The sequence below is a fragment of the Paeniglutamicibacter quisquiliarum genome (assembly GCF_019084045.1).
GTDB classification, from domain to species: domain Bacteria; phylum Actinomycetota; class Actinomycetes; order Actinomycetales; family Micrococcaceae; genus Paeniglutamicibacter; species Paeniglutamicibacter quisquiliarum.
The window spans coordinates 23,517-36,779 of record NZ_JAHRED010000001.1 but is presented as its reverse complement, the minus strand read 5'-3'; the positions used below and the strand labels follow the sequence as shown (position 1 = coordinate 36,779).

The following is a 13,263-nucleotide window of genomic DNA, read 5'->3' as shown; positions in this document are numbered from 1 at the left end:
GACCCTTCGGGGCCGGCACATCGCACTGCCCTGCCCCGTGGGGCAGGCAAGTCCACGGGGGGGCGAATGGCCCCCGATGCGGGTCAGGAAGCCGAAACCGCCTCTTCGACGACCAGCGGGTAGACGCCGTTCTCGTCGTGGACCTCGCGGCCCGTCACCGGCGGGTTGAACACGCAGGCCATGCGCAGCTCGGTGGTGGCGCGCACGGTGTGCTTCTCATTGCCGTTGAGCAGGTACATGGTGCCGTCGCCCAACTGGTGCACCTCACCGGTCTCCTCGTTGGTCAGCGTCCCCTCGCCCTGCACGCAGTACACGGCCTCGATGTGGTTGGCATAGTGGAACGTCGAGGTGGTCCCGGCGTAGATCACGGTGTCGTGGAAGGAGAAGCCGACGCCCTCCCCCGCAAGCACCATGCGGCGGCTGCGCCAGGTCTCCGACTTGACGTCGCGGTCGGTGTCGTTCAGGTCGTTCAGGTTGGTAACCAGCATGTGTCCTCCAAGGGGATCGATAGTGTACTCGGCGGCCGTTGCCGGCCATGGAAGTCGGGGGGGTGATTAGGCGGAGGCCAGCGCCGGGGTGCCGGCGACGGTGCGCACTGCCGCGGCGAGGATCGCCAGGCCGCGGCCCAGTTCCTCGTCGGTGACGGTCAGCGGCGGCATGAGCTTGACGACCTCGTCATCGGGACCGGAGGTCTCGACCAGCAGTCCGTTCGCAAAGGCCTCGGCGGCGACCTTGGAAGCCGTCTCCAGATCCGGGAAGATGATGCCCACGAGCAGGCCGCGGCCGCGGAGGCCCGCGCCCTCGACGGTGCCAGCGATTTCCTCGAGTCCGCGGTGCAGCGTCTCGATGGTGCCCGCCAGCTGCTGCTGGAACTTGTCGTCGGCCCAGTAGGTGCGCAGCGCGGCGGTGGCGGTGACGAAGGCCGGGTTGTGGCCGCGGAAGGTTCCGTTGTGCTCGCCCGGCTCCCAGACATCCAGTTCCGGACGGAACAGCGTCAACGCCATCGGCAGCCCGTAGCCGGAGATCGACTTGGAGACGCATACGATGTCCGGCTCGATCCCGGCTTCCTCGAAGCTGAAGAAGGTGCCGGTGCGGCCGCATCCGGCCTGGACATCGTCGACGATCAGCAGGATGTCGTGGCGCTTGAGCAGCGCCGCGAGGCTGCGCAGCCATTCGATGCGGGCGGCACGCAGGCCGCCTTCGCCCTGCACGGTTTCGACGATCACGGCGGCCGGCTTGTCCACGCCGGAGCCCGAATCCTCCAGGACCCGCTCGAGCCACATGAAGTCGGCGGTGGTGCCGTCGAAGTAGTCATCGTAGGGGATCTTGGAGCTGTTGGTCAGCGGGATGCCGGCGCCCTTGCGCTTGAGCGAGTTGCCGGTGACCGACAGCGAGCCCAGGGTCATGCCGTGGAACGCGTTGGTGAAGGAGAGGATGTGCTGGCGCCCGGTGACCTTGCGGGCCAGCTTCAGGGCGGCCTCCACCGTGTTGGTGCCGGTCGGGCCCGGGAACATGACCTTGTAGTCAAGGTGGCGCGGCTTGAGGATCAGTTCCTGGAACGTCACAAGGAACTCTCGCTTGGCCGGGGTCATCATGTCCATCGAGTGGACGACCGCCCCGCTGGAAAGGTAGTCCAGCAACGGCTTGGTCAGCGCGGGGTTGTTGTGCCCGTAGTTCAGGGCGCCGGCGCCGGAGAAGAAGTCCAGGTACTCGGTCCCGTCCTCGGAAGTCTGCGTGGCGCCTTTGGCGTGCGTGAACACGACGGGCCAGCTGCGGCAGTAGCTGCGGACTTCGGATTCCAGGGTTTCAAAAATATTGCTCATGGTCTTTCCCTTCAATAGGTATGACAAAGCTGCGGCCGGTCCTCGAAGGAGCTGGCCTCGGTGCGAAGATACTGATGGTGGTGCGGGCAGGTCGGGCCGCCCGCTGGCCGCAATGGATACGGCGTGGTCAGGAAATGGTGCCGCTAGCGGCTTCCGGCGGCAGCCAGTTCAGGCACCGGTGAATTGGTGCCATGCCCCAGCGGGCCGATCCTGTACAGGTACTCGGTGTCGTGGTCGTCCGGGTAGAGCTCGGGGGTAAACAACGCCGTCCGGGTCAGTTCGGCACCGTGCCGTTCGGCGAAACGGGTGAACAGCCGGTTGGAAGGCGCGTTGTCATCGGTGACCGTGGTCTCGAGCAGTTCCGCGCCGCTGCGTGTTGCCAATTCGTCGAGCATGGCCGCAGCCAGGCCGCGCTGCTGGAAGTCGGCACCCACGGCGACCTGCCACACCATGAGTGTTCCCGGGTCCTCGGGGCGCAGGTAGCCGGTGACGAAGCCGGCCGGGGCACCGTCGATTTCGGCGATGAGCGACGTCTCGGCGAAGTCGCGGGCCCAGAGCAGGTACGCGTACGAAGTGTTCACGTCCAGTACTTGGCTGTCGTGGGCCATCTGCCACAGGGCGCGGCCGTCGGATACTGCTGGTTGGCGGAATGTTGCCTCGGACAATGTGTTTTCGAGTTCTTCAACCATCCATTCCAACGTAGCCATATGTCAGCAGAACTCAACCCCGAGTCCGGGGATTTGACAAGAATCGGCCAACGCCGGGGCTGCCGGCCCATTCGGAGGCATCCCATGGGCGACTAAGGAAGCGCGGGGGTCGAGCGGGACCCGAAAAAGGCCCGAAATACCGTTATCATTTTGTTATATTACGAAGGGTCCCACGGCCCCGGGCGCGATCCGGGGGCAGAGTGGTCGACATTGAAGGAGCGGACTGGCATGCGGGAAAGCTGCAACGTCGCCGAATGAATCCGCTCATCGGAGCATCGACCTCTGTTGCGGGCGATCGCCGGAGACCCGAAATCGACGCCACACCGGGTATGACGCCACACCGGGTATGCAGAGACCCGTTCCCCGTGGCCACCGGGATCCAGGGAACCCTGGCCGTCAATCCCGACCCCGCTTTCGCCTGCCAATGGAGTTGGCCAAACCGGGCGCCGCTTACCCCCCTAAGGCTTGCACGTAAACCGCGGCCTAGCTTCCGGGATACGTGCCTGACGGTACGCTGCGGTGCTTTCCTGCGGGTGGGAGCCGCCTTTAGCGTTCAGGAAACTCGATGATCTCGCTGCGGATCAGGAACCTCTTGCCCTCGGGCGCTTCCACGGAGAACCCCGAGCCTCGTCCGGGAACCACATCAATGGTCAGCTTGGTGTGCTTCCAGTACTCGAACTGCTCCCGGCTCATCCAGAAGTCCAGGGAGCCCAACGCACCGTCCTCGCCGTCCGGCAGCGCGAACGTGCCCAGCAGGATGTCCGAATCGCCGGTCTTGAACTCCCCGGCCGGGAAGCACATGGGCGAGGACCCATCGCAGCAGCCGCCGGACTGGTGGAACATCAGCGGCCCGTGCCGGTTCCAGAGCTTGCGCAACAGGTCAGCGGCCTCCTGCCCGAGCGCCACCCGCGAAAATTCCTCGCCGGCAATCGCCGGCGCCGACTCGATGACGTTTTCCATGGTCGTGCTCCCTTGTGCTTGTGGGTGTTTCCAATGGCAGACACCACCGCCCGGCACCGTCTTGGGGGATCGGTGCCGGGCGGGAGGTGTGGAACGGTTCCTGCACTGGCCCTGCCCTGGTTCCACGGGGCAGGGGGCTGGGCGTCCGCTACTTGTTGACGTAGTCGATGACCACGCGGCCATCGATCTTGGCGTGCTTCATTTCGTCGAAGACCGCGTTGACGTCCTCAAGCGGGCGGGTGTGGAAGGTGGGCTTGATCTTGCCGCGGGCGTAGAACTCCAGCGCCTCGTCCATGTCCTGCCGGGTGCCGACGATTGATCCGCGGATGGTCAGGCCCTTGAGCACGATGTCGAAGATCGGTGCCGGGAAGTCCCCCGGCGGCAGGCCATTGAACACGATGGTTCCGCCGCGCCGGGTCATGCCGATGGCTTGGCCGAATGCCGCCGGGTGCACCGCGGTGACGAGCACCCCGTGGGCGCCGCCGGTGGCCGCCTGGATGGCCTCGGCCGGGTCTTGCGCGAACGCGTTGACGGTGACCTCGGCGCCGTGGCTGCGGGCCAGGGCCAGTTTTTCCTCGGCGACGTCTACCGCGGCGACCCGCATGCCCATGGCGACCGCGTACTGCACTGCGATGTGCCCGAGCCCGCCGATGCCGGAGATGACGACCCACTGGCCGGGCTTCACTTCCGTCTGCTTCAGGCCCTTGTAGACGGTCACGCCGGCGCAGAGCACCGGGGCGATCTCGTACGGGTCCGAACCCTCGGGGATGTGTGCGGCGAACTTCGCATCCACCAGCATGTATTCGCCGAAGGAACCGTTGAGAGAGTATCCGCCGTTCTGCTGCGACTCGCAGAGGGTTTCCCAGCCGGTGCCGCAGTACTCGCAGCTGCCGCAGGCGCTGGCGAGCCAGGCGTTGCCGACCAGGTCGCCGACCTTGACCTCGGTGACGCCTTCGCCGATCTTCACGACGTTGCCGACGCCCTCGTGTCCGGGGACCAGCGGGAGGATCGGCTTGATGGGCCAGTCGCCCTCGGCGGCGTGGAGGTCGGTGTGGCAAACGCCGGAAGCGATGACCTTGACCAGCGCCTGGCCAGGGCCTGGCTCGGGGATCTCGGTGGTTCCAACGGTGAGTTCGTCGCCGAAGTTCTCGACTATGGCTGCGCGCATGGTGCTCATCAGTATTTCCTTGTCATTGGTTGATGGCGCGGGGACAGGGGGTTCGTGCACCGGAAGGTGACTGGCCCCTGATCACGCACCACGGAAGCAGGGCGGAAAGCGGGTGGTGCTCACGTGCGGGGGTGGTGCGCATTGGAGGGGTCGGCGGCTTTCCGGCCGCCGACCCCAGGGCGGTTTAGAAGAAACCGAGCTTGTTCTCGGAGTAGGAGACCAGCAGGTTCTTGGTCTGCTGGTAGTGGTCCAGCATCATCTTGTGGTTTTCGCGCCCGATGCCCGAGGACTTGTAGCCGCCGAACGCCGAGTGCGCCGGGTAGGCGTGGTACTGGTTGACCCAGACGCGGCCGGCCTGGATGTCGCGGCCTGCGCGGTATGCGGTGTTGCCGTTGCGGCTCCACACCCCCGAGCCCAGCCCGTAGAGGGTGTCGTTGGCGATCTCGATGGCGTCCTCGTAGCCGGAGAACTTGGCGACCGAGACGACGGGGCCGAAGATCTCTTCCTGGAAGACGCGCATCTTGTTGTGGCCCTCGAAGATGGTCGGCTGCACGTAGTAACCGCCGGCCAGGTCGCCCTCGAGTTCGGCGCGGCCGCCGCCGGTGAGCACCTTGGCGCCCTCGGCCTTGCCGATGTCCAGGTAGGAGAGGATCTTTTCCAGCTGGTCGTTGGACGCCTGGGCGCCCATCATGGTCTCGGTGTCCAGCGGGTTGCCCTGCTTGATGGCCTCGGTGCGCTTGATGACCTCGGGCATGAACGTGTCGTAGATGGATTCCTGGACCAGGGCGCGCGAGGGGCAGGTGCAGACCTCGCCCTGGTTCAGCGCGAACATGGTGAAGCCTTCCTTGGCCTTGTCGTAGAACGCGTCGTCCTTGGCCGCGACGTCCTCGAAGAAGATGTTCGGGGACTTGCCGCCCAGCTCCAGGGTGACCGGGATGAGGTTCTCGGAGGCGTACTGCATGATCAGCCGGCCCGTGGTGGTCTCGCCGGTGAACGCGATCTTGCGGATGCGCTTGTTGGAGGCCAGCGGCTTGCCGGCCTCCACGCCGAAGCCGTTGACAACGTTCAGCACGCCGGCCGGGAGCAGGTCGCCGATCAGCTCCATCAGCACCAGGATCGAGACCGGGGTCTGCTCGGCGGGCTTCAGGACAATGGCGTTGCCCGCGGCCAGCGCCGGGGCGAGCTTCCACACGGCCATCAAGATCGGGAAGTTCCAGGGGATGATCTGCCCGACCACGCCGAGCGGCTCGTGGAAGTGGTAGGCGGTGGTGTGCTCGTCGAGCTGCGAAAGGCTACCTTCCTGGGCGCGGATGGCGCCGGCGAAGTAGCGGAAGTGGTCGATGGCCAGCGGCATGTCGGCGTTGATGGTCTCGCGGACGGCCTTGCCGTTGTCCCAGGTCTCGGCGACCGCGAGCATCTCCAGGTTTTCCTCCATGCGGTCCGCGATCTTGTTCAGGATCACCGCGCGTGCCGCCGGGCTGGTCTTGCCCCAGGGGCCTGCGGCGGCCTCGGCCGCGTCAAGGGCGGCCTCGATGTCCTCGGCGGTGCCGCGGCCGACCTCGCAGAAGCCCTTGCCGGTGACCGGGGTGATGTTCTCGAAGTACTCGCCCTTGACCGGGGCGACCCACTGGCCCCCGATGTAGTGCTCGTAGCGGGACTTGAACTTGACCAGGGAACCTTCGGTGTTGGGGTTGGCGTAGACCGTCATGACGACTCCTTGCAATCGGTGGTGTGGCGCTGTTCTGGATGTGAGCCTACTCACACCAACGTTGCGGCAACGTTGCATTCCGTCACGGCCCCGATGCGCCGCCCGTCATCCGGCGGATTCGAGCCTTTCGAGGCGCTCGAGCGCGGCGACCACCATCGCCCGGCGGGGCGAGCGGGCGGGCAGGACCTGCAAGGTGGTGCTGAGGACCTCCTCGTCGTCATGCACCTCGGGCAGCTCCAGGAAGCGAAGCAGCTGTGCCGCGGTGCCGTCCTGCAGCAGGCCCTGTCGCAATGCGGCGAAGACCTCGTCGCGGATCGCCTCGATCCCCGGGGCCTGCGAGCGCGGCAGGACAGGTCCCGCGTAATGGGCCAGCGCGGCATCGAGGTCGCCGTTCTCGATGGCACGCAGCACCTCGCGGGCATCGCTCGCCGGCGGACTGGCCAGCCGGTAGGGACGCGAGAGCGGGACCAGCGACGGGTCGAATTCCGCCAGCACCTTGCGCAGTCGGACCATTTCGGCCCGCAGCGTTCCCATGTCGGCCGCATCCGGATTCAGGTGCAGCAGTTCGACCAGTTCCTCGCCACTGAGCCCGCGGGGATGCCAGGAAAGCAACCCCAGCAATTCGGCATGCCGGCTACTGAGTTCAAGGCACCCGGCGCCGCGGCGCAGTTCCGCACCCGTGCCGGAGGTCAACCGCAGCATTGAAACTTCCACCGGCGCCGCGTGCGGTGCCGGCGCGGCAGGCACCGCAAGGCTTCGGCGCACCGGTTCGACCTGTTGCCGGTGCCAGCGCAGCTCGGATTCCGCCGCAGCCACGGCCGCCTGCAGGAGCGCCAGCGAATGTGCCGCGACGGCGTCCGGGCCCCCGGTGATGTCCACGACCCCGATCACTTCCCCGGTATCGGGGGCATGGATGGGGACAGCCGTGCAGCTCCAGCGGTGCGCGATGGGATCGAAGTGCTCGGCCCCGGAAACCTGGACGCCCCCTCCGGTGACCAGGGCGGTCCCCGGTGCCGAGGTTCCCACCGCGCGTTCGGACCAATCGGCGCCGGGCACGAAGGCCATCGATTCGGCGTCCCGCAACACCTGGCTGTCCCCCTTGACCCAGAGCAGGCGTCCATGCGGATCGCCGATGGCCAGGATCAAGCGGGCGTCGCGGGTGGGCTCGAGGAGCAGGCGGTCAAAGACCGGAAGCACGAGGCGCAGCGGGGAAGCGGTCCGCAATTCGCGCAGGGCCTCGTCGCCGAGCACGGTGTGGGCAATGGATGCGGCCGCCCCCCTGTATTCCAGGGAACGCAGCCAGGAGGCGCGCACCACGTCGCGCAATTGCCAGGCCCCGTGTCCATGCGCCCCCGTACCCAACGTCTCGTGGGCCGCCAGCGCACTGCGCTGCAGTGCCTTGGAGGCGGGGGAAATCAGGGACATTTTTAACCTTCCGCGGGGCAAGGGGCAGAGGCGCGCAACATTGCATCGCCACGCAACGTGATCCCCTTCACGATTTGTCCCCCAGCTTAGGGGAGAATCCCCTTCAAATGAACCCCGGCGCCGCTCGGCCGCGACCGACGCATGCGCGGCACCTGGCACCAAGGCAAACCCTTGCACCGATCGCTTCACCCGAGCATCATGGGGTGCGGGAGCCTTCCCGTTTCGCCCGACGTCCCTCCCCCACATTAAGGAGCGGCCCCATGGCCCGCATGATATTCGTCAATCTTCCCACCAGGGATCTCGCTGCCTCGGATGCGTTTTATGCCGGGCTCGGATTCGAAAAGAACACCGACTTTTCCAACGACGTGGCCACCGCCTGGATGATCACCGAGACCATCTGGGTCATGGTGCTGTCCGAGGAGTTCTATTCATCGTTCCTGCGCAACGGGGACAAGCCCACCTACGGCGCCGGCCCGCGCGAGGTGCTCAATGCCATCAGTGGCGAGAGCCGCGAAGAAGTCGATGAGTATGCGAGCCGCGCGCTCGCCCATGGCGGCACGATCTACCGCGAGGCCGCCGAGGAATTCCCGGGGATGTACTCGGTAGCGTTCCTGGACCCGGACGGACACGAATGGGAAGTCGGCTGGATGGACATGTCGGCCGCCCCCGAGGCCTAGGGGAACGGGCAGGTCGCCGATCCGTGGATCGGCGACCTGCCCGTCTCTATTGACCCGGAATTCCCATGCGCTCAGGCGGTGCAGGCCTCGTTGGAACAACCCGCGTCGCGCGGTGACCAATGGGCCTCGCCCTCGCCCTTGTCTTCCCACACAACATGGCGGTGCTGCCCGCATCGTTCGCAGGAAGGCGCCAGGAACGTGGCGCGCTCGGCGTCCGTATACAGCTTGTAGTCACCCATGTTTTTCTCCCTTGATCCGCACGGAACTAAAGTTCAATCACTCTACGCCGGGTGGGGAGCGGAACTCTAGGATGCCGGGTGGTGGCGCTTGAACTTGCGGTAGTGGTTTACGGTGCTCACCAGGATGTAGAGCCAGCGCCGGGGATTGGTTTCCTTCTTGTAGTACAGCGGGTGGCTGTATCGCTTGGCCGAAATCAGCTCCTCGACCCCGGCCTTCATGTCGCCGGGCAGGTAGCGGCGCAGCAGCCGCAGCGGCAGGATGTTGTAGAGGTGGCGATTGTTGGCCACCTGCAGTTCCCCCGCCCCGGACAGTCCGCCGCGCAGGTATTCCTCCACGTAGAAGCGCGTGACGTTGTCTCCGGCGGCGGTGATGTAGAAGTGGTTGCGGCCCAGTCGGGGATTGAGCTCGAAGAACTTGTAGGTCCCGTCGCGCGGGTCCAGTTTCATGTCGAACATGGAGAAGCCCGTCCAGCCAAGCTCCTCGAGCAGGCGGGTGCCCTCGGCGACGGCCGTGTCGTTGGGCTGAGCGACGATGGCGGCGGAGTTTCCCAGGGCGCCGGGCGCGTGCTCCTCGACGATGACCCGGCCGCAGGAGACAAAGCGGACCTTGCCGGCGCGGTCGCTGAAGAACGTGGCCAGGTGCATGCCGCTGTCATCGCCCGGGATCAGGTCCTGGACGACAAGCGTGCCGGTGTACCCCGCCTTGGTGGCGCTGGCGATGAGTTCGGTCAGCTGCGCCAGCGAGGCAACGGTGTGGACCTTCTTCTTGCCCGCAAACTCCAGCGCGCCCCAGGCCACCCCGTCGGAGGGCTTCACGATGGCGGGGAACGGCACGCCCTCGGCGGCGAGCTCCGCCTCAAGCGCCGCGGGATCCGCCCCACCGGCGGCGCAGTCGTGGACCACGGTGGCGGGATAGCTCACGCCAAGGTCGCGGCACAACTCATAGAAGGCATCCTTCTCCGTGGCCCGGTCCAATTCGGCATTGCCCACGTACGGGATGGTGAACCACTCAGACAACTCGGCGGCGTGGGTGGCGATGAAGCGGATGTGCTGGTCCGCGGCGCCCAGGAGCAACAGCGGTCGCTTGGTGCCGTTGGATCCGGCCAATTCGCGTCCCAGCCCGGAGACGAAGGCGGCAAATGCCGACGGATCGTCCTGCCGGGCAAAGGGCCGCGGCACCAGGATCCGGGAGTATTCGGTAATGCCGGTCAGGACCGACGGGACGACAACCGAATGCACGTCGTACTGCTCGTGGAACTCGCGCGCCAACGAGTACGCGCCGATGTCACCGCCCAAAATGACAGGGACGAAGGGCTGGTTATCGTTGATCTGCATGTTCCAAAACTATCAACCTCCCACAAATCGGATACCCCAGTAGGGTACTTGACAGGATACCCGCCAGGGGTATTATTGAGGCTATGGAAAACATCGCCCTTCCCATCGACGAGCACGTCGGCCACGGATACACCGCCAACAAGGAATCACTGCTGAAGCGGCTCAGCCGCATCGAGGGCCAGGTCCGCGGCGTCAGTCGCATGGTCAACGAGGACAAGTACTGCATCGACATCCTCACGCAGATCTCCGCCATCAACGCGGCCCTGCACAAGGTCAGCCTCGGCCTGGTGGAAGAGCACGTTTCGCATTGCGTCGTGAACGCCGCGGCCCAAAGCATCGAAACCGGGGACCAGTCCTACGTGGATGACAAGGTAGCCGAGGTCACCACGGCCATCGGCCGCCTGCTGCGCTAAGAAACCCCGCGTCACCACGGATTTCCCAGACCAAAACACTGTCCCAGGAGGACCCATGAGCAACTCATCAAGCGGCGGTTGCTGCGGTGGCAGCTGCGGCTGCAACTCGAACGAAGGACTCGCCATCACCACCCGACCGGAGGACACCATGACACAGAACAACATCACCCTGAAGATCGACGGCATGACCTGCGGCCACTGCGTCGCCTCCGTCACCGAGGAGCTGCGGGAAGTCGACGGCGTCACCAACGTCGAGGTCTTCCTCTCCGCGGGCGGCACCTCGACCGCCAACCTCACCACCAGCGCACCGGTTGACGACGCCGTGCTGACCCAGGCTGTCGAGGAGGCCGGCTACACCCTCGTCTCGGTCGACGCCTAAGCCCACCACCGATTGCCGGCGCCGGCCACCCCGGGCACCTGCAATCCCCAGGAACGGAAAAGATGAGTAACGAAACCACCTTCCCCGCCAACCAACGCATCATTGAACTGGATATCCAGGGTATGACCTGCGCATCGTGCGTGGGGCGGGTTGAACGCAAACTCGGCAAACTCGACGGCGTCGAGGCCCTGGTGAACCTGCCGCTCGAATCGGCGCGGGTCACGGTCCCCGACTCGGTCAGTGACGAGCAGATCATCGCGACGGTCGAGTCCGCCGGGTACCAGGCCAGCCTCAAGGTCGACCAGTACGCCGCCGCGGCTTCGTCCCCGGGAACAACCGCGGTTGACACCGGGCCGGAGCATTCTCCCACCTCCGGGGACAGCCGCCGGCTCGGCATCAACCACGCACACGAGCCCGCCGGGCACGACCTGAAGAAGCGCCTGATCGGTGCCGCGATCTTCACGGTTCCGCTGTTCATCATTTCCATGATTCCCGCCGCCCAATTCCCGCATTGGGGTTGGGTGGCCCTGGCCCTGGCCACGCCCGTGGTCTTCTGGTCCGCGTGGCCGTTCCACCGCGCCGCCGCCATCAACGCCCGGCACCTCGCCTCCACGATGGACACGCTGGTTTCGCTCGGCGTGCTCGCCGCGTACTTCTTCTCGGTGTGGCAGCTGGCCGTCGATCCGATGCTGACCGCCCACGTCGGCATGGCGATGAGCGAACATGCCCTGTACTTCGAGACCGCGGGTGTCGTGGCGACGTTCCTGTTGCTGGGCCGCTACCTGGAGGCGCGCGCCAAGTCGAAGGCCGGGGATGCGCTGAAGACCCTGCTGGATCTGGGCGCGAAGGAAGCCGTGGTGTTGCGCGACGGCCTCGAGGTGAAGATCCCCGCCGCCGAACTGGTTCCCGGCGACGAGTTCGTGGTCCGCCCCGGGGAGAAGGTCGCCACCGACGGCTTCGTCGCCAGCGGCCACTCCGCCGTGGACACCGCACTGGTCACCGGCGAGTCGTTACCCGTCGAGGTCGGCCCCGGGGACACCGTCATCGGCGCCACCATCAACACCTCCGGCCGCCTGCTGGTGCGTGCCACGCGGGTCGGCAAGGACACCACGCTGGCCCAGATGGGACGCCTGGTGTCCCAGGCGCAGACCGGCAAGGCGCCCATCGCCCGGCTTGCGGACAGGATCTCCGCGGTCTTCGTCCCGATCGTGCTGGGAATCGCCGTGCTCACCTTCGTGCTGTGGCTGGTGATCACCGGGGATATGAACGCGGCGTTCGCCGCCTCCGTCGCAGTGCTGGTCATCGCCTGCCCGTGCGCCCTCGGCCTGGCCACGCCCATCGGCCTGCTGGTCGGTTCCGGGCGCGGCGCCCAGCTGGGCATCCTGATCCGCGGACCCCAGGTGCTCGAGGACACCCGCAAGATCGACACCGTGCTGCTGGACAAGACCGGCACCATCACCGAGGGCAACCTCGCCGTCACCTCCACCGCCCCGGCGAACGGCCTCGACGCGGCCACGCTGCTGGCGCTGGCCGGGGCCGCGGAATCGGGTTCCGAGCACCCGATCGCCCATGCCATCGTCGCGGCGGCACGCGCCGAGGCCCCGCTGCCCGAATCCGAGGCCTTCTCCTCCGCTCCCGGCGGCGGCGTCAAGGCCCGCGTCGGACGGCAGACAGTGGTGGTGGGCCGGATGAGCTGGATGCGCGAGAACGGCATCGACCTAGACGACACCCACCAGGCGATGCTGCGCGAGGCCCAGGAAACCGGATCGACGTCCATCATGGTCGGTGTTGACGGCACCTTCGCGGGACTGGTCAACCTTTCGGACACCATCAAGGAATCCTCGGCAGGCGCGATTGCCCGGCTCAGGGAACTGGGCCTGCGACCGGTGCTGCTGACCGGTGACAATGCAGCGGTCGCGGCGCAGGTTGCCGCGCGCGTCGGCATCGCCGGGGAAGATGTCTTCGCCGACGTCTTCCCCGAGGGCAAGGCCCAGGCCGTGCGCCGGCTGCAGGACGAGGGCCGGGTGGTTGCCATGGTCGGAGACGGCGTCAACGACGCCCCGGCATTGGCCCAGGCGGACCTGGGGATCGCCATGGGCTCGGGAACCGATGTCGCCATCGAGGCGGCGGACCTGACCATCATGGGCAACGACCTCGCCCAGGTGGCCCAGTCCATCGAGCTGTCCCGCAAGACGCTGGGCACCATCAAGATGAACCTGTTCTGGGCCTTTGCCTACAACACCGCCGGCATCCCCATCGCGGCACTCGGGTTCCTGAACCCGATGATCGCCGGGGCCGCCATGGCCGCCAGTTCCGTGCTGGTCGTGGCCAACTCGCTGCGGCTGCGCAGCTTCGGGCGCAAGTAGAAAAGCCGCCGCCAAGGGCCGGTGTGCCGCTGCAGGCCTTCCCGTGGGAAGCACTGCAACGGC

13 protein-coding genes are annotated in these 13,263 nt (G+C 66.5%); 4 read left to right on the top strand and 9 right to left on the bottom strand.

From position 1 onward, the window contains the following. Positions 1-83: 83 nt before the first annotated feature. From KRR55_RS00160 to KRR55_RS00130, 7 genes are all read right to left on the bottom strand, one after another. Positions 84-488, bottom strand: coding sequence for an ectoine synthase (locus KRR55_RS00160; RefSeq protein ID WP_217387024.1), 405 nt, complete (start codon positions 486-488; stop codon positions 84-86). Between the two features lie 66 nt (positions 489-554). After that, positions 555-1,823 carry a diaminobutyrate--2-oxoglutarate transaminase gene (ectB, locus tag KRR55_RS00155; RefSeq protein ID WP_217387023.1) on the bottom strand — a complete coding sequence of 423 codons (1,269 nt, stop codon included), beginning with the start codon at positions 1,821-1,823 and terminating at the stop codon, positions 555-557. A 143-nt stretch (positions 1,824-1,966) separates the two neighbouring features. Next, on the bottom strand, positions 1,967-2,512 hold the full coding sequence (gene ectA / locus KRR55_RS00150) for a diaminobutyrate acetyltransferase (RefSeq protein WP_254455710.1): 546 nt from the start codon (positions 2,510-2,512) through the stop codon (positions 1,967-1,969). 564 nt (positions 2,513-3,076) lie between these two features. Continuing rightward, complete coding sequence (locus KRR55_RS00145; RefSeq protein ID WP_217387021.1) at positions 3,077-3,490, bottom strand: DUF779 domain-containing protein; 414 nt, start codon at positions 3,488-3,490, stop codon at positions 3,077-3,079. A gap of 148 nt (positions 3,491-3,638) precedes the next feature. Then, complete coding sequence (adhP, locus tag KRR55_RS00140) at positions 3,639-4,667, bottom strand: alcohol dehydrogenase AdhP (RefSeq protein WP_217387020.1); 1,029 nt, start codon at positions 4,665-4,667, stop codon at positions 3,639-3,641. Positions 4,668-4,842: 175 nt separating this feature from the next. After that, entirely contained in the window at positions 4,843-6,366 is a 1,524-nt protein-coding gene (exaC, locus tag KRR55_RS00135; protein WP_217387019.1) for an acetaldehyde dehydrogenase ExaC, read from the bottom strand. Between the two features lie 105 nt (positions 6,367-6,471). Further along, the gene (locus tag KRR55_RS00130; protein WP_217387018.1) at positions 6,472-7,791 is read right to left on the bottom strand and encodes a GAF domain-containing protein; all 1,320 of its coding nucleotides are present in this window, start codon (positions 7,789-7,791) and stop codon (positions 6,472-6,474) included. 260 nt (positions 7,792-8,051) lie between these two features. On the opposite strand from KRR55_RS00130, the gene KRR55_RS00125 reads away from it, so the two are divergent. Next, entirely contained in the window at positions 8,052-8,468 is a 417-nt protein-coding gene (locus KRR55_RS00125; protein ID WP_217387017.1) for a VOC family protein, read from the top strand. Positions 8,469-8,539: 71 nt separating this feature from the next. On the opposite strand, the gene KRR55_RS00120 is transcribed toward KRR55_RS00125, so the two are convergent. Continuing rightward, a complete protein-coding gene (locus KRR55_RS00120; protein WP_217387016.1) occupies positions 8,540-8,707 on the bottom strand; it encodes a hypothetical protein in 168 nt (55 codons plus the stop codon). Positions 8,708-8,773: 66 nt separating this feature from the next. Beyond that, a complete protein-coding gene (locus tag KRR55_RS00115) occupies positions 8,774-10,042 on the bottom strand; it encodes a carboxylate--amine ligase (RefSeq protein WP_217387015.1) in 1,269 nt (422 codons plus the stop codon). 83 nt (positions 10,043-10,125) lie between these two features. Between KRR55_RS00115 and KRR55_RS00110 the strand changes: the two genes are divergently transcribed. From KRR55_RS00110 to KRR55_RS00100, 3 genes are all read left to right on the top strand, one after another. Further along, positions 10,126-10,455, top strand: coding sequence for a metal-sensitive transcriptional regulator (locus tag KRR55_RS00110; protein WP_217387014.1), 330 nt, complete (start codon positions 10,126-10,128; stop codon positions 10,453-10,455). Positions 10,456-10,510: 55 nt separating this feature from the next. Next, complete coding sequence (locus KRR55_RS00105) at positions 10,511-10,834, top strand: heavy-metal-associated domain-containing protein (RefSeq protein ID WP_217387013.1); 324 nt, start codon at positions 10,511-10,513, stop codon at positions 10,832-10,834. Positions 10,835-10,896: 62 nt separating this feature from the next. Then, positions 10,897-13,200 (top strand): heavy metal translocating P-type ATPase, encoded by a 2,304-nt coding sequence (locus tag KRR55_RS00100; protein WP_217387012.1) that lies wholly within the window; start codon positions 10,897-10,899, stop codon positions 13,198-13,200. Positions 13,201-13,263: the final 63 nt, after the last annotated feature.

Bases quoted from the DNA above. Each gene is read 5' to 3' on its own strand.
- exaC (WP_217387019.1), bottom strand. From the start codon at position 6,366: ATGACGGTCTACGCCAACCCCAACACCGAAGGTTCCCTGGTCAAGTTC.
- KRR55_RS00145 (WP_217387021.1), bottom strand. From the start codon at position 3,490: ATGGAAAACGTCATCGAGTCGGCGCCGGCGATTGCCGGCGAGGAATTT.
- KRR55_RS00120 (WP_217387016.1), bottom strand. From the start codon at position 8,707: ATGGGTGACTACAAGCTGTATACGGACGCCGAGCGCGCCACGTTCCTG.
- KRR55_RS00160 (WP_217387024.1), bottom strand. From the start codon at position 488: ATGCTGGTTACCAACCTGAACGACCTGAACGACACCGACCGCGACGTC.
- KRR55_RS00130 (WP_217387018.1), bottom strand. From the start codon at position 7,791: ATGTCCCTGATTTCCCCCGCCTCCAAGGCACTGCAGCGCAGTGCGCTG.
- ectA (WP_254455710.1), bottom strand. From the start codon at position 2,512: ATGGTTGAAGAACTCGAAAACACATTGTCCGAGGCAACATTCCGCCAA.
- ectB (WP_217387023.1), bottom strand. From the start codon at position 1,823: ATGAGCAATATTTTTGAAACCCTGGAATCCGAAGTCCGCAGCTACTGC.
- KRR55_RS00115 (WP_217387015.1), bottom strand. From the start codon at position 10,042: ATGCAGATCAACGATAACCAGCCCTTCGTCCCTGTCATTTTGGGCGGT.
- KRR55_RS00105 (WP_217387013.1), top strand. From the start codon at position 10,511: ATGAGCAACTCATCAAGCGGCGGTTGCTGCGGTGGCAGCTGCGGCTGC.
- KRR55_RS00100 (WP_217387012.1), top strand. From the start codon at position 10,897: ATGAGTAACGAAACCACCTTCCCCGCCAACCAACGCATCATTGAACTG.
- KRR55_RS00125 (WP_217387017.1), top strand. From the start codon at position 8,052: ATGGCCCGCATGATATTCGTCAATCTTCCCACCAGGGATCTCGCTGCC.
- adhP (WP_217387020.1), bottom strand. From the start codon at position 4,667: ATGAGCACCATGCGCGCAGCCATAGTCGAGAACTTCGGCGACGAACTC.
- KRR55_RS00110 (WP_217387014.1), top strand. From the start codon at position 10,126: ATGGAAAACATCGCCCTTCCCATCGACGAGCACGTCGGCCACGGATAC.